Source organism: Cryocola sp. 340MFSha3.1 (genome assembly GCF_000383315.1).
Lineage (GTDB): Bacteria > Actinomycetota > Actinomycetes > Actinomycetales > Microbacteriaceae > Leifsonia.
Genome location: NZ_KB911087.1, coordinates 1,182,008 through 1,196,854, shown reverse-complemented (window position 1 = coordinate 1,196,854; position 14,847 = coordinate 1,182,008). Strand labels below are relative to the sequence as shown.

General features: G+C 69.9%; 16 protein-coding genes and 1 riboswitch. Of the genes, 9 read left to right on the top strand and 7 right to left on the bottom strand.

The window, feature by feature from the left end:
- Positions 1–83: 83 nt before the first annotated feature.
- Complete coding sequence (locus tag H284_RS0105750) at positions 84–1,916, top strand: phosphoenolpyruvate carboxykinase (GTP) (RefSeq protein WP_020075476.1); 1,833 nt, start codon at positions 84–86, stop codon at positions 1,914–1,916.
- A gap of 80 nt (positions 1,917–1,996) precedes the next feature.
- Here H284_RS0105750 and H284_RS0105745 read toward each other — a convergent pair whose 3' ends face one another.
- Together H284_RS0105745 and H284_RS0105740 are read right to left on the bottom strand one after the other, a co-directional pair.
- A complete protein-coding gene (locus tag H284_RS0105745) occupies positions 1,997–3,985 on the bottom strand; it encodes an ABC transporter ATP-binding protein (RefSeq protein WP_020075475.1) in 1,989 nt (662 codons plus the stop codon).
- 53 nt (positions 3,986–4,038) lie between these two features.
- On the bottom strand, positions 4,039–4,254 hold the full coding sequence (locus H284_RS0105740) for a hypothetical protein (protein ID WP_018189973.1): 216 nt from the start codon (positions 4,252–4,254) through the stop codon (positions 4,039–4,041).
- A gap of 96 nt (positions 4,255–4,350) precedes the next feature.
- On the opposite strand from H284_RS0105740, the gene H284_RS0105735 reads away from it, so the two are divergent.
- Genes H284_RS0105735 through H284_RS0105725 form a run of 3 tightly spaced genes read left to right on the top strand, consistent with a single transcriptional unit; the run spans position 4,351 to position 6,982 of the window.
- Complete coding sequence (locus H284_RS0105735; RefSeq protein WP_018189974.1) at positions 4,351–5,277, top strand: ABC transporter ATP-binding protein; 927 nt, start codon at positions 4,351–4,353, stop codon at positions 5,275–5,277.
- Positions 5,274–6,155 carry an ABC transporter permease gene (locus H284_RS0105730; protein WP_020075474.1) on the top strand — a complete coding sequence of 294 codons (882 nt, stop codon included), beginning with the start codon at positions 5,274–5,276 and terminating at the stop codon, positions 6,153–6,155. Before H284_RS0105735 ends, H284_RS0105730 begins: the two co-directional genes overlap by 4 nt.
- A gap of 47 nt (positions 6,156–6,202) precedes the next feature.
- Positions 6,203–6,982, top strand: a complete 780-nt coding sequence (locus H284_RS0105725) for an ABC transporter permease (RefSeq protein WP_172823277.1) — start codon at positions 6,203–6,205, stop codon at positions 6,980–6,982.
- Between the two features lie 18 nt (positions 6,983–7,000).
- Here the strand turns inward: H284_RS0105725 and H284_RS0105720 are convergent, their stop codons facing one another.
- Positions 7,001–8,395 (bottom strand): MFS transporter, encoded by a 1,395-nt coding sequence (locus tag H284_RS0105720; protein WP_020075472.1) that lies wholly within the window; start codon positions 8,393–8,395, stop codon positions 7,001–7,003.
- Positions 8,396–8,564: 169 nt separating this feature from the next.
- Here H284_RS0105720 and H284_RS0105715 point away from each other — a divergent pair, with 169 nt between their 5' ends.
- The 5 genes from H284_RS0105715 to H284_RS0105695 all read left to right on the top strand — a co-directional run bounded on the left by H284_RS0105715 (position 8,565) and on the right by H284_RS0105695 (position 11,022).
- The gene (locus tag H284_RS0105715) at positions 8,565–8,993 is read left to right on the top strand and encodes a DUF2269 family protein (protein ID WP_029042836.1); all 429 of its coding nucleotides are present in this window, start codon (positions 8,565–8,567) and stop codon (positions 8,991–8,993) included.
- A 96-nt stretch (positions 8,994–9,089) separates the two neighbouring features.
- Complete coding sequence (locus H284_RS0105710; protein ID WP_020075470.1) at positions 9,090–9,443, top strand: ArsR/SmtB family transcription factor; 354 nt, start codon at positions 9,090–9,092, stop codon at positions 9,441–9,443.
- Positions 9,440–9,922: an SRPBCC family protein gene (locus H284_RS0105705; RefSeq protein WP_018189980.1), complete on the top strand. Its 483-nt coding sequence runs from the start codon at positions 9,440–9,442 to the stop codon at positions 9,920–9,922. The genes H284_RS0105710 and H284_RS0105705 overlap by 4 nt, the downstream gene beginning before the upstream one ends.
- Positions 9,923–9,949: 27 nt before the next feature.
- The gene (locus tag H284_RS0105700; protein ID WP_020075469.1) at positions 9,950–10,588 is read left to right on the top strand and encodes a dihydrofolate reductase family protein; all 639 of its coding nucleotides are present in this window, start codon (positions 9,950–9,952) and stop codon (positions 10,586–10,588) included.
- On the top strand, positions 10,585–11,022 hold the full coding sequence (locus H284_RS0105695) for a VOC family protein (protein WP_020075468.1): 438 nt from the start codon (positions 10,585–10,587) through the stop codon (positions 11,020–11,022). The genes H284_RS0105700 and H284_RS0105695 overlap by 4 nt, the downstream gene beginning before the upstream one ends.
- Positions 11,023–11,059: 37 nt before the next feature.
- Here H284_RS0105695 and ribH read toward each other — a convergent pair whose 3' ends face one another.
- From ribH to ribD, 4 genes are read right to left on the bottom strand one after another with little or no spacing between them, the layout of a single operon-like run.
- Entirely contained in the window at positions 11,060–11,536 is a 477-nt protein-coding gene (gene ribH / locus H284_RS0105690) for a 6,7-dimethyl-8-ribityllumazine synthase (protein ID WP_020075467.1), read from the bottom strand.
- Positions 11,533–12,834: a bifunctional 3,4-dihydroxy-2-butanone-4-phosphate synthase/GTP cyclohydrolase II gene (locus H284_RS0105685; RefSeq protein WP_020075466.1), complete on the bottom strand. Its 1,302-nt coding sequence runs from the start codon at positions 12,832–12,834 to the stop codon at positions 11,533–11,535. Before H284_RS0105685 ends, ribH begins: the two co-directional genes overlap by 4 nt.
- On the bottom strand, positions 12,831–13,460 hold the full coding sequence (locus H284_RS0105680; RefSeq protein WP_018189985.1) for a riboflavin synthase: 630 nt from the start codon (positions 13,458–13,460) through the stop codon (positions 12,831–12,833). The genes H284_RS0105685 and H284_RS0105680 overlap by 4 nt, the downstream gene beginning before the upstream one ends.
- Before the next feature lie 5 nt (positions 13,461–13,465).
- Entirely contained in the window at positions 13,466–14,554 is a 1,089-nt protein-coding gene (gene ribD / locus H284_RS19935) for a bifunctional diaminohydroxyphosphoribosylaminopyrimidine deaminase/5-amino-6-(5-phosphoribosylamino)uracil reductase RibD (RefSeq protein ID WP_020075465.1), read from the bottom strand.
- 90 nt (positions 14,555–14,644) lie between these two features.
- Positions 14,645–14,798, bottom strand: a riboswitch (FMN riboswitch).
- Positions 14,799–14,847: the final 49 nt, after the last annotated feature.

The following is a 14,847-nucleotide window of genomic DNA, read 5'->3' as shown; positions in this document are numbered from 1 at the left end:
ACAGGGGAATTCGCGGTCACAACGCCCGGAACCTCGCGGATGCTGGAGGTGACTCCACTTCTTACGACGAAAAGGACTCCGTCATGAGCATCGCCGAGCTGACCCTCACCGACACGGCCCCGTCCGACGGGATGGACGCCGTGCGCGCCTGGGTCGACGACATCGCCGCCCTCACGCAGCCCGACGAGGTCGTCTGGTGCGACGGCTCCCTCGCCGAGACCGACCGGCTGACTAAGCAGCTCGTCGCGGAGGGCAAGCTCGTCCGGCTGAACCCCGAATGGCGGCCGAACAGCTTCCTGGCGCGCACCGACCCCGGCGACGTCGCCCGGGTCGAGGACCGCACGTTCATCTGCTCGGAGGACGAGACGGACGCCGGCCCGACCAACAACTGGCGGGAGCCCGACGCGATGCGTTCCGAGCTCCGGGGCGTGTTCGCGGGCAGCATGCGCGGGCGGACCATGTACGTCGTCCCGTTCTCGATGGGACCGGTCGGCGGTCCGATCTCGCAGGTCGGCATCCAGCTCACGGACTCGGCGTATGTGGCCGTGAGCCTCGGGATGATGACCCGCGTCACCGAGACCGTGCTCGATCTGATCTCGGCCGGGCAGCCGTGGGTTCCGACCGTGCACAGCGTCGGCTTCCCGCTCGTCGACGCCGAGGGGACCCGTCGCGACGATGTGCCGTGGCCGTGCAACACGACCAAGTACATCGTTCAGTTCCCGGAGACCCGGGAGGTGTGGTCCTACGGCTCGGGATACGGCGGCAACGCCATCCTCGCGAAGAAGTGCTTCGCTCTGCGGATCGCGTCGGTGATGGCGCGCGACGAGGGCTGGCTGGCCGAGCACATGCTCATCATCAAGGTGACGTCGCCCGAGGGCCGCGTCTTCCACTTCGCCGCGGCGTTCCCGTCGGCGTGCGGCAAGACGAACCTGGCGATGCTGCAGCCGAGCATCCCGGGCTGGACGGTCGAGACGATCGGCGACGACATCGCCTGGCTGCGCCCGGGTCCGGACGGCCGGCTGCGCGCGATCAACCCGGAGGCGGGCTTCTTCGGCGTCGCGCCGGGCACCGGCGAGAGCACGAACCGCACGGCGGTCGAGACGCTGTGGGGCAACACGATCTTCACCAACGTGGCACTGCGCGACGACGGCGACGTCTGGTGGGAGGGGCTGACCGACGAGCCGCCTGCCCACCTGATCGACTGGGAGGGGAAGGACTGGACGCCCGACAGCGGTCGCCCGGCCGCGCATCCGAACTCCCGCTTCACCGTGAGCGCCGCGCAGTGCCCGTCCATCGCCGACGACTGGGATGCCTTCGACGGGGTGCCGATCGACGCGATCCTGTTCGGCGGCCGGCGTGCGACGAACGTCCCGCTCGTGGCGCAGGCGCGCGACTGGCGGCACGGCGTGTTCATCGGGGCGACGATCTCGTCGGAGCGCACGGCCGCGGCCGAGGGGACGGTCGGCGAGCTGCGGCGCGACCCGTTCGCGATGCTGCCGTTCTGCGGCTACAACATGGCCGACCACTGGGCGCACTGGCTGGAGATGGGGGAGCGGCTCGGCGAGCACGCGCCGGCCGTGTTCCAGGTGAACTGGTTCCGCACGGGGGACGACGGGCGCTTCCTGTGGCCGGGCTTCAGCGAGAACGCCCGGGTGATCGAGTGGATCGCCCGGCGTGTGGAGGGGAGTGCGGGAAGCGTCACGACACCGATCGGGCAGTTGCCGGTGGTGGAGGAGCTGGACCTGGAGGGACTCGATCTCCCGGAGAAGGACGTGGAGGCCCTCTTCGAGGTCGATCCGCAGAGCTGGCTCGCCGAGTGCGATCTGACGGACGAGTTCTTCGCCCGCTTCGGCTCCCGTGTCCCGGCCGCCCTCCGCGCCGAGCTCGCCTCCCTTCGCTACCACCTCCGCGCCTGACCGCCCCCGTCGAGTACGCAAAAACTGCACGCGATCCGCTCGGATCGCGTGCAGTTTTTGCGTACTCGACGGGGGGTGGGTCAGACGAGGAGTTGGTGCTTGGCGAGGTCGCGGTAGAGCGGCGTGGTCTCGACGAGCTCGGAGTGCGTGCCGCTGCCGATGACGCGACCGTGGTCGAGCACCACGATCTGGTCGGAGTCGACCACGGTGGACAGCCGGTGCGCGATCACGAGCAGCGTGCGGTCCTCCGCAACGGCGTCGATCGCCTCCCGCATGAGCTGCTCGTTGCGCCCGTCGAGGCTCGACGTCGACTCGTCGAGAAGCAGGACGGGCGGAGCGGCCAGCAGCGCACGGGCGATCGCGAGACGCTGCCGCTCGCCGCCGGAGAGCATGATGCCGTCCTCGCCGACCGGTGCGCCGAGGCCGAGCTCGCTGCGCTCCAGCACCTCGGTCAGGTTGACGGCGTGCAGGACGTCGATGCACTCCTGGTCGGTCGCGTCCGGCGCGGCCAGCGTCAGGTTGTCGCGCAGCGAGCCGGCCAGCACGGGCGCATCCTGCTCCACATAGCCGATCTGGGAGCGGAGGGAGACACGGTCGAGGGTGCGCACGTCCATCCCGCCGAAGCGCACCTCGCCCGCCTGCGGGTCGTAGAACCGCTCGACCAGCGCGAGGATGGTCGACTTGCCCGCACCGGACGGCCCGACGAGCGCCGTCCGCTTGCCGCGCGGGACGCGGAAGCTGACGCCCTGCAGCACTCCGCCGTGCCGCTGCGTGCCCTCGTCCGAGCCGGCTCCGGCCGCAGCCTCCGCCTCGGCGACGACGTCCGCTCCGGTCAGCGCCTCGAACGCGAGCCGCTCCGGTGTCGGCTGCTCGGGCGTCTGCTGCTGGCCGCCGCTGGCCGGGCGGGACCCATCCGCCGTATCCTCCGGCGCGGTGCCCTCCGGGTACGCGAACCGCACATCCACGAACTCGATCGCGGGCGCCTCCGGGGCAAGCGCCTCGTTCGCGGCGCCGACGGTCAGGGCCAGCGGAGCGATGTCGCGGTCGTGCTGGTCCTCGGTCGGCAGGTCGAGGATCTCCTGGATGCGGCCCAGCGCCCCGAGCGCCGAGTTGACCGCCGCGATGGCGCCGAACGCCTGTCCGAGCGGAAGGATCATCATGAAGAGGAACAGGATGAACGCGACTAGGTTCGCGACCGTGATAGCCCCGCTGGCGACGCGGAACCCGCCCACGCCGAGCACGACCAGGAACGACACCTGCATGGCGATGCCGGCGACGGGGACGACGAGCGCCGAGATCTTCGCGACCCGGATGCCCATCCGCCAGGCTCCGGTCGCGTCCTCGTCCACCGCCGCGATCTCGCGCTCGGTAGCGTTGGAGGCGCGGATGGTCCGCACGGAGCTGATCGCCCGCTCGACCGCGGCGGCCAGGTCGCCGACCTTGTTCTGCGCCTTCTGGCTCGCGACGCGGATGCGGCCGGAGAGCAGCACGACGACGACGATCGAGACCGCGACGACGAGCACGGTCAGCCCGAGCAGCACCGGGTCGATGATGAGCATCGCGATCAGGGCGCCGATGAAGGTGAGCGCTCCGCCGATCGCCTCGACCAGGCCCTGAGTCAGGACGGCACGCAGCAGCGTGGTGTCCGACCCGACCCGGGAGACCAGGTCGCCCGTGCGCCGGGTGTCGAACTCGCTGATCGGCAGCCGCAGGAGCCGCCCGACGAGCTTGCGCCGAGACGACAGCACGACGCCTTCGCCGGTGCGCTGCAGCAGGTAGTGCTGGTACCCCGAGATGATCCCGGAGATCACCACGAGGGCGATGAGGCCCCACACCAGGCCGCCGAGCGGCTCCTGCTTCCCGACCACCTCGATGACCTGGCTGACCAGGAGCGGCTGAGCGAGGCTCGCCGCGGCGCCCAGGATGCTGAGCACGATGACGAAGGCGAGGACACGCTTGTGCTCCAGCAGGTACGGGAGCAGCTGCGAGAACCGCGCGCGGGGGCCGGCGTCGTCGGTGGGCCGTCCGAAGCCGCGACGGCGGCGGGCGGGGGCTGACGTGGTGGACATGACGGTGTCTCCGTTCGGGGGAGGAGGAGGGGCGTCGGGATCGTTGCTTTGCGCTAACTCCGACCGTACTTCTTGTGAACTGCCTGTTTGCTGACACCGAGGGCGAGCGCGATCAGCTGCCAGGTCGCGTTGGCGTTCCGGGCGCGCCGTACGGCGACCGCTTCGAGGCGGTCGAGCTCGCGGTGCATCTTCGCGATGGCCCGGAGGGCGACGATCGGGTCGTCGGAGTCGGCGTCGCCGGCGAGGGTCTGCAGTGTTCCGGAGTCCATGGCGTCAACCATAGTTGACCCCACGTGCAACGTCAACCTGGATTGACTTTCGCCACCCCCTCCGAATGTCCCCGGTCGCGGCTACAGTGCTGAACTATGCCGACGCCCGTCATCGCCGCCCGAGACCTGGTCAAGAAGTACAAGGACTTCCCGGCCGTCGACGGCATCAGCTTCGAGGTGGAGCCGGGGGAGTCGTTCGGGCTCCTCGGGCCGAACGGCGCGGGCAAGTCCACCACGATGCGGATGATCGGCGCGGTCTCGACCCGCACCGCCGGTTCGCTCAGCATCCTCGGTCTCGACCCCGACACGTACGGGCCGGAGATCCGATCGCAGCTCGGCGTCGTGCCGCAGGCGGACAACCTCGACACCGAGCTCCGCGTGCGCGACAACCTCATCGTCTACGGGCGCTACTTCGGCCTGCCGTCCTCCCGCGTGCGCGCTCGGGCGGACGAGCTCCTCGCCTTCGCCCAGCTCGAGGACAAGGCCAAGGCGAAGGTCGACGACCTCTCGGGCGGGATGAAGCGCCGGCTCACCATCGCCCGCGCGCTCATCAACGACCCGCGCATCCTGCTTCTCGACGAGCCGACGACCGGCCTCGACCCGCAGGCGCGCCACATCCTCTGGGACCGCCTCTTCCGCCTCAAGGAGCAGGGCACGACGTTGGTGCTGACCACCCACTACATGGATGAGGCCGAGCAGCTCTGCGACCGCCTGGTCGTCGTCGACAAGGGCACCATCATGGCGGAGGGTTCTCCGGCGGCCCTCATCCGCGAATACTCGACCCGCGAGGTGCTCGAGGTCCGTTTCGGCTCGGAGCGCAATGCGGAGGTCGCAGAGCGGCTCGACGGCATCGGCGACCGCATCGAGGTGCTGCCCGACCGCATCCTCGTCTACAGCGACGACGGCGAGGCCGAGCTGGTCCGCATCGCCGAGCGCGGCCTGCATCCGCTGACGAGCCTGGTGCGGCGGTCGAGCCTCGAGGACGTCTTCCTCCGGCTCACCGGACGGAGCCTGATCGAATGAGCGTGGCAGTCGGCCCCGCCGGGGGAGCGGCCGGCGACCCCGGCCCCGAGACTCGCGCCGAGGCGCGGGAGGCGCTCGCCGCTGCCGCACGGCCACGGCGCTTCGGCGCCTGGTACGTGGCCGAGCACCGCTTCCGGGTGATGCGCTCGTACCTGCAGACCGTGCTGGTCACCGGGTTCGGCAACCCGCTGCTCTATCTGCTCGCGATGGGCCTCGGGCTCGGCTCCCTGGTCAGCGCCAACATGGGCCCGAACGCCGTGGACGGCGTGAGTTACCTCGCGTTCGTCGCCCCTGCGCTCCTCTGCACGGCGGCGGTCACCGTGGCGAGCGAGGAGTTCACCTACCCGATCATGCTCGGGTTCAAGTGGAATCCGACCTTCTACGGCATCAACGCCTCGCCGATCTCGCCCGGCCAGATCATCGACGGCGTCGTCATCGCCGTCCTCGCTCGCATCCTGGGCACGAGCGCCATCTACTTCGCGTTCATGGTGCTGTTCGGCGCGGTCCCGAGCCCGTGGGGCTGGGTCAGCATCCTGGTCGGCACCCTCGGAGGCCTCGCCTTCGGTGCGCCGATCATGGCGTACGTGGCGACGCTGGAGCAGGACACCGGCCAGATCGCCATGCTGATGCGGTTCGTGCTGCTGCCGATGAGCCTGTTCTCCGGGACGTTCTTCCCGCTGTCCTCCATGCCGTGGTTCCTCCAGTGGATCGGGTGGATCTCACCGCTCTGGCACTCCACCGAGCTGAGCCGCGTGTTCACCTACGGCATGAGCGAGCCGCTCTGGCTGTCGGTCGTCCACGTCGTGTACCTCGCCGCGCTCTTCGTCGCCTTCTGGCTGTGGAGCCGCCGCATCGCCGCGAGGAGGTTGAACAAGTGACCGCGACCGACCAGCGTCTCGCCGCCTCGACCGCACGCCCGCGGGCGATGCGTGCGCTGTACGCCGGAAACGCCCGCTCCGTGATGCAGCGCGGCTGGTCGGCGACGCGCAGCACCAACTGGCTGGTGATCGTGTCGGGCTTCTTCGAGCCGATCTTCTACCTGCTCTCGCTCGGGATCGGCTTCGGAGCGCTCGTCGGCGACGTGCAGACGTCGTCCGGTCAGACGGTGCCGTACGCGGCCTTCATCGCTCCGGCGCTGCTCGCGACCGCGGCGATGAACGGCGCCGTGTACGACTCCACCTGGAACGTCTTCTTCAAGATGCACTTCGCGAAGCTGTACGAGGGGATGCTGGCCACCTCGCTCGGGCCGCTCGACGTCGCGCTGGGCGAGATCCTGCTGGCCCTTCTGCGCGGTGCGCTGTACGCGCTCGGCTTCATGCTGGTGATGCAGGCGCTCGGGCTCAACCTGTCGTGGTGGGCCCTGCTCGCGCTGCCCGCGGTGCTGCTCATCGCGTTCGGGTTCGCGAGCTTCGGGATGGGCATCACCAGCTACATGAAGACGTTCCAGCAGATGGACTGGATCAACTTCATCCTGCTGCCCATGTTCCTGCTGTCGGCGACCTTCTACCCGATCACCGTGTACCCCGAACCGATCCAGGTGATCATCAAGGCGCTCCCGCTGTGGCACGGTGTCGAGCTGGTCCGTGGTCTCACCACGGGCATGGTCGACTGGGGGATGCTCTGGCACGTCCTGTACTTCCTGGTCATGATCGTGCTCGGCCTGATCCTGACCACCCGCCGCCTGCGCGCTCTCTTCCTCGACTGAAGGGAGAGACGGAGCGCGTCAGCTCACGTTGTCGGTGAAGTCGATGTCGCGCGTCTCCTTCGAGAGCAGGAGGGCGATCAGCGTCAGCACACCGGCGAGCGACAGGTAGACGCCGACCCAGAATGTGCTGCCGTCCGCGAGTGTCCACAGCCACACCGCGATGGTCGGTGCGACGGCCGCACCGAGCACGCTGGACAGGTTGTAGGAGATCGCCGAACCGGTGTAGCGGACGTTCGTCGGGAACAGCTCCGGCAGCTCCGCGCCCATCGGCCCGAAGGTGAGTCCCATCAGCGTGAAGCCGATGATGAGGAGCGCCATCGTGCCGACCGTGCCGCCCGCGAACAGCGGGACGAACAGCAGACCGAACACGATGATCCCCAGGGTGACCCAGATCAGCGTCTTGCGGCGGCCGAAGCGCTCGGCGAGCGGACCGGCGACCAGCGTGAAGATGCCGAAGAACACGACACCGATGATGAGCATGACGAGGAAGTCGTTGCGGCTGTAGCCGAGGCCGGGCACGAAGGTCGACGCGTCGAAGGGCTTTCCGGCCTTCTCCGCCGCGGCCTGAGCCTGCTGGGCGGACGCCGCCGTGGTGCCGTAGGTCAGCGTGAACGCCGTCATCAGGTAGAAGAGCACGTACGTGGCCAGCATGATGAAGGTGCCGAGCACGATCTGCCACCAGCTCGTGCGGAAGACGCGGGCGAGCGGAAGCTTGGCGACCTCGCCGGTGTCGACGACCTTCTGGAACGCCGGGGTCTCGACGAGCTTCAGGCGGACGTAGAGGCCGACGATGACGAGCACGGCGCTCAGGAGGAACGGGATGCGCCAGCCCCAGGCGGCGAAGGCGTCGGGCGAGATCGTCAGGCTGAGGATGAGGAACAGCACGTTCGCGACGATGAAGCCGATGGGAGCGCCGAGCTGCGGGAACGTCCCGTAGATGGCGCGCTTGCCGGCCGGGGCGTTCTCGGTGGCGAGCAGCGCGGCGCCGCTCCACTCACCGCCCAGGCCGAGGCCCTGGCAGAACCGCATCACGACGAGGAGGAACGGTGCCCAGAACTCCCAGCCCGGCACCTGCGCGGTCGGCAGGCAGCCGATGAGCACCGTGGCGATGCCCATGGTGAGCAGCGAGCCGACGAGGGTGCCCTTGCGGCCGATCCTGTCGCCGAAGTGGCCGAACAGGATGGAGCCGACCGGCCGCGCGATGAAGGCGACGCCGAACACGGCGAACGACGACAGCAGGGCGGTCGTCGGGTTCTGGTTGGTGAAGAAGAGGGAGGGGAACACCAGGACGGCGGCGGTCGCGTAGACGTAGAAGTCGTAGAACTCGATCGACGTGCCGATGAGGCTGGCGAGGATGACGCGACCGCGGGTGTTCGCGGGCGCCGGGGTGGTGACGGGGGCCGTCGTAGACATGCGTGTGGAGAGCTTCCGGTGAAGGCGAGAGAGGCCGCATGGCGTGCGCGGCGTCGGTCGGGCGGAAGGCGCGCGTGGGCGGGAGGTCGGAAAGCGCTTGTGGCGCACCTTCTACCCTATGCGGCCTCACGCGAGCCCGCCGAATCGGCGTGCTCGGTACGCTGAGGGCATGGAAACACTGTTCGCTGTGCTGCACGTCGTGACCGCCGTGTTCATCGTCGGCCCGATGGCCATCCTTCCCATGACGGCGATGCGCGCTGTCCGCGCGGGCGACGCCCGCCAGGTCGAGACGCTCGCGAAGTCGACCAATCTGCTGTCGCTGCTCTCCCTGCTGGTCGTGCTGTTCGGCTTCGGCGTCATGGGCCTGGCGGACAAGAAGTACGACCTCAGCGTGACGACGCCGTGGATCCTGTGGTCGATCATCCTCTACGTCGTCGCCCTGGGACTGACGCTGTTCGTCGTCGTGCCGGCCATGCGCCGCGCCGCCGAGGCGCTGCGCGACAGCACCGCGTCCCGGTACCCGCAGATCGCCGCGGGGTCGGGGGTCGCGAGTCTGCTGCTTCTCGCGGTGGTCGTGCTCATGGTCTGGAAGCCGTAGTCGCATCCGATCGCTGCGCGCTCCGCTCTTGACGCGGGGCGCGCATTCTTCTACTCTCGTATTCAACAGAAACATTGATAAACGAAACGGTTGATCATGCAGGATGAGGACGGTCTCGACCGGGCGTTCGCCGCTCTGGCGGATCCGGTGCGCCGGGCGATCGTCGCCCGCCTCAGCCGGGGTCCGGCGACGGTGAACGAGCTCGCGGAGCCGTTCGACATCACCCTGCAGGCGGTGTCGCGACACATCGCCGTGCTCGAGGCGGCCGGCCTGGTCTCACGAACGCGCGAGGCCCAGCGTCGCCCCGTCCACCTCGACGCCGCAGCGCTCGAGCGCCTCACCTCGTGGATCGACCGCTATCGCCTCGAGGCGGAGTCGCGTTACCGCCGCCTCGACGCCGTCCTCACCCACCAGCAGACCAGCATCCCGAACAGGGAGAAGAGATCATGAGCAACCCCGTCGTCATCGAAGCCGTACCGGGCACGTCGTACGCCGACCTCACCCGGGAGTTCGACGCCCCCGCGGAGGCCGTCTTCCGCGCCCACGCCGATCGCGAGTCCTTCGCCGAATGGATCGGCCCGCGCAGCCTCAGCACCACCATCACCGAGTGGGACTTCCGCACCGGCGGCGCGTACGCCTACGAGCAGCGCGACACGGACGGATCCGTCTACGCGTTCCGCGGCGTGTTCCACAGCGTCGTCGAGAACGAGTTGATCATCCAGACGTTCGAGTACGTCGGGATGCCGGACGAGGTGGCGCTCGAGCGCATGCGTTTCGAGCAGCTGCCGGACGGCCGGTCCCGCCTGTCCGCCCGGTCGGTCATGAGCTCGCGCGAAGCGCTCGAGAGCATGATCGAGAACGGGATGGAGTACGGCGTCCGCGAGGGATACGAGAAGCTCGACGAACTGCTGCTCCGGCGCGGTGCGTAAGCGGCGGAACGGCAGAAGGGACGCGACATGAGCACGACCTATCTCCACGCGGTGGCGTCGCTCGACGGCTTCATCGCCGACGACCACGACGACGTCGGACCGCTGCACGACTGGTACTTCAACGGCGACCATCCACTCGAGGTGGAGGACCATCCCGAAGTGCACAGCGGCCCGTTCCGGGTCTCCGCCGCCTCGGTCGACTACGTGAGCGGGATGTGGTCGCGGCAGGGCGCGCTCGTCATCGGCCGCCGGCTCTTCGACCTCACGAACGGATGGGAGGGGCACCCGCCGGCGAGCGAGCACGTGGTGGTCGTCTCCCACCGTCCGAAGCCGGACGGCTGGCATCCCGAGGCGTCGTACCATTTCGTCGACTGGGTGGACGGCGCGGTAGCGCTCGCGCAGGAGCTCGCCGGCGACGGCGAGGTGGGTGTCACCGCCGGCGACATCGGCGGCCAGGCCCTCGCGCTCGGTCTCATCGACTACGTCGCGATGGATCTGGTGCCCGCGGTGTTCGGCAGCGGCAAGCGCTACTTCGGCTCTTTCCCGGGCGGACCGCTCGTGCTCGACGATCCGGACATCGTGATCCCGGGGGAGCGTGTGCTGCACCTGCGCTACCCGGTGCGCCGGGGACCCACGTCGCAGAACACCCAGCAGGAGGCATCATGACCACCGCCGACCCGACCGCCAATCCCACCGCCAATCCGACCCCGCCCGTTCCCGCCGGGGCCATGATGCTCGAACTGGTGATGCTGCCGGTCTCGGACATCGACCGCTCCCTCGAGTTCTACCGCGACCACGTCGGCTTCACGCTGGACGTGGATGTGCGCCCGGCGGAGGGCGTCCGCGTCGTCCAGCTGACGCCGCCGGGCTCCTACTGCTCGGTCACGATGACGAGCGGGATCGGGCAGGCGCCGTCGGAGCCCGGCTCCGTGCGCGGACTGCATCTGGTCGTCGCCGACATCGAGGCGGCCCGTGCGGCGCTCGTCGAGCGCGGCGTCGATGTGTCGCCGGTCCAGGACATGGGCGGAGTGTTCTACGCCTGGTTCGCCGACCCCGACGGGAACACGTGGGCGCTCCAGCACATGCCCTGGCGGGCATAGACCGGAGGGCCCAGGCGCTTCGTCGTCTCGCGCGTGATCAGCCGCGCAGCGAGCGGAGGGCGATGGCCGTCGCGAGGGCGGCGTGAGCGGCCTCGGCGCCCTTGTCCTCCTTGGAGTCCGCGAAGCCGGCGCGGTCGATGCCCTGGGCCTCGTCATCGAGAGTCAGCACGCCGAACCCGACCGGCTTCCCGGTGTCGATGGCGACCCGGGTGAGGCCGTCGGTCGCGGCGGCCGACACGTACTCGAAGTGCGGGGTGCCGCCGCGGATGATCACGCCGAGCGCGACCACTGCATCCGCCCCCGCCTCCAGAGCGGCCTTGGAGACGACAGGCAGCTCGAAGCTGCCGGGCACGCGGACGAGCGTGTGGGTCGCGCCCGACGCATCCAGGGTCCGCTTCGCGCCGGCGATGAGGCCTTCGCTGATCGTCTCGTGCCAGCTGCCGGCGACGACGACGACGTTCAGGCCGCTCCCGTCGATCCGCTCCTCGGCGTTCGGGGCTCCCGCTCCGCTCATCGTGCAGTCCTCTCCGCCGCGAGTCCCGCGGCCGTCTCGGTGGTCGTGGACACCGGATCGATGTCCCCGATCGCGTGACCCATGCGGTCGCGCTTTGTCTCCAGGTACCCCTCGTTGAAGGCGCCGACGCCGACGACGAGCGGAACGCGCTCCTCGACCTCGATGCCGTGCTCCTCCAGCTGGCGCACCTTCTCCGGGTTGTTGGTCAGCAGGCGCACCGACTCGATGCCGAGGTCCTGCAGGATGGCCGTGGCCGCCCCGTAGTCCCGGGCGTCGATCGGAAGGCCGAGGGCGAGGTTGGCGTCGAGCGTGTCGAGCCCCTCCTCCTGCAGTTTGTACGCGCGCAGCTTGTTGATGAGGCCGATGCCGCGGCCCTCGTGCCCACGCAGGTAGACGACGACGCCGCCCTCCCGCTGGATGGTGTCGAGCGCCGCGTCGAGCTGCGGACCGCACTCGCACTTCAGCGAGCCGAACGCCTCACCGGTCAGGCACTCCGAGTGGACGCGGATGAGCGTGCCCTCGCGCTGCGGGTTGCCCGCCACGATGGCGACGTGGTCGGCGCCCGTCATGCGGTCGCGGTAGGCCCGCATCCGGAACGGCCCGTGCGTCGTCGGCACGGTCGTCTCGACCTCGAAGATCACGCGGGAGGTCTCGGGGATGGGCGTCACCGTCTCCAGCGGCTGGTCGCAGTGGAACTCCTGCAGGTAGGCGATCAGCGACTCGATCGTGACGACGAGCACGCCCTCGCGCCGGCCCAGCTCGATGAGCCCGGGAAGGCGCATCATCTCGCCGTCGTCGGCGACGATCTCGGCGATGGCGCCGACCGGTGTCATCCCGGCGAGCTTGAGCAGGTCGACCGCTGCCTCGGTGTGCCCGTCGCGTTCGCGGACGCCGCCCTCCACCGCACGGAGCGGCAGGATGTGGCCCGGCCGGTGCAGGCTCGACGGCGTCGAGTCCAGGTCGGCGAGTACGCGGAGGGTGTGCGCGCGGTCGGCGGCGCTGATGCCGGTGGAGAGGCGGTCCGCCGCGTCCACGCTGACCGTGTAGTTGGTGCCGCGGTCGTCCTCGTTGTGGGCGACCATCACGGGCAGCTCGAGGCGGTCCGCGATCTCGTTCGTCATCGGCGCGCAGATGAACCCCGAGGAGTTCTTCACCGTCCAGGCGATCCACTCCTGGCTCGCCAACTCGGCGGCGAGGACGACATCGCCCTCGTTCTCACGGCTCTCGTTGTCCACGACGATGACGGGCCGGCCCGCGCGCAGTTCCGCGAGGGCCTCGGGGATGGTGGCCAGGCTCATGATGCGCTCCGTTCGCTCAGTGCCGGTTCGAGCGCGAGCATGCGCTCCACATGACGGGCCAGGATGTCCGTCTCGATGTTGACCCTGTCGCCCACGACACGGTCGCCGAGGGTCGTCGCGGCCAGCGTCTCGGGGATCAGCGAGACCTCGAACCAGCCGTCCTCGCGTCCGCCGCCCACAGCGCTGACCGTGAGGGAGACGCCGTCGATCGCGATCGATCCCTTGCGCGCGACCAGTGGCGCGTGCTCGGGGTCGAGGCTCAGCCGCACGACGCGCCAGGCGCTGCCGTCGGTGATCGCCAGCACGGTCGCCGTGCCGTCGATGTGACCCTGGACGATGTGGCCGCCCAGGCGGTCGCCGACCTGCGCCGCGCGCTCCAGGTTGACGCGGCGGCCGGGCTGGACGCCGTCCAGAGTGCTGATCGCGAGGGTCTCGGCCATCACATCCGCCGTGAACGTCTCTGCGTCCTTGTCGATGACGGTCAGGCAGACGCCGCTGACCGAGATGGAGTCGCCGTGCCGGGCGTCGCTGACGGCCAGCGGGCCGCGCACGGTGACGCGGGCGGCGTCCTCGGTGTGCTCGACGGCGGTGATCTCGCCCAGCTCTTCGATGATTCCGGTGAACATGATCGTCAGCCCTCCTGGCCGGTGGGGATCGGGGGTGTGGGGAAGATGTCGGCGCCGGCCACATCGACGGGATCGTCGATGGGTGCGGCAGTGCGGGGTGCGCCGTCGGGGACGGGGACGGCTCGGATGAGCAGGTCGCCGCCGAGGCGCTCGACGTCGATCACGCGCAGGCGGCGCTGGTCGGCGATGGTCTCGACGCCGAGGTCGCCGAGGGCGACCCGCGGGCCGCCGAGGAGCGTGGGCGCGAGATAGATCGCGTACTCGTCGACGAGGCTGGCGGCGACGAACGCGCTCGCCAGCGTCGGACCACCCTCGACGTAGACGCGCCGGAAGCCGCGCTGGTGCAGATCGGCGACCACCTCGTCCAGGTCGTGCGTTCCCTCGAAGACGACGGGGTTGGGGTGGCGGAACACCGCCGCGTCCTTCGGGATGGCGCGGGTGCCCACCACGACCGGCGTCGGCTGGGTGCCCATCAGCTCTCCCGCGTCGCCCCGCGCCGTGAGGCTCGGGTCGTCGGCGAGTACCGTCCCGGTGCCGACGACGATGGCATCGGACGCCTCCCGCTGCTCGTGCACGCGCTGCCGGGCCGCTGCGCCGGTGATCCACTTGCTGGTGCCGTCGGCCGCGGCGGCCCGGCCGTCGAGGCTGCTCGCCCACTTGACGACGATGTACGGCCGGCCGAGGCGGGCGGCGGTGAGCCAGTCGCCCAGGAAGGCGTCGATCTCGTCGCGCAGCACGCCGCCGATGACCTCGACGCCGGCCTCGCGGAGGCGCTGGGCGCCGCCGCTGGAGTGGTGACCCGGGTCGTCCGTTCCGTAGACCACGCGGGCGACGCCCGCCTCGATGAGTGCCTCGGAGCACGGGCCGGTGTGGCCCCAGTGGTTGCACGGCTCGAGCGTGACGACGGCCGTCGCCCCGCGGGCGCCGCCGTCGGGCAGCTGGCTCAGCGCATCCACCTCGGCGTGCGCGGTGCCGACGCCGCGGTGCCAGCCCTCGGCGAGCACGTGGCCCTCCGGGTCGAGGATCACGCAGCCGACCCGGGGGTTGACGCCCCGGGCGGGACCGTTCGCGGCGAGCTCGAGAGCCGTGCGCATGGGGGCTTCCCACGTCATCCCGTTGCCATCCTGTCTCGTGTCGAGACGTGTCGCCGGGGTCGCGTGGGCGCCAGCCCATGCGGGCTGCCCACCGTGCTTCCTCCCATCCGGACTGAGCGAGCGGGCTTTCGCCTGCACGCATTACCGTCGGTGCCGGAATTCCACCGGCTCAGCAGGACGCCTGGGCGTCCCGCTCGCGGACTGTCACCGCCGGTTCGGACTTTCACCGACCCCGGAGCACGTATTTCGTTGTCGAGTCTAGATCAACGCGCCGTCGCGCCGTCTATTCCCTG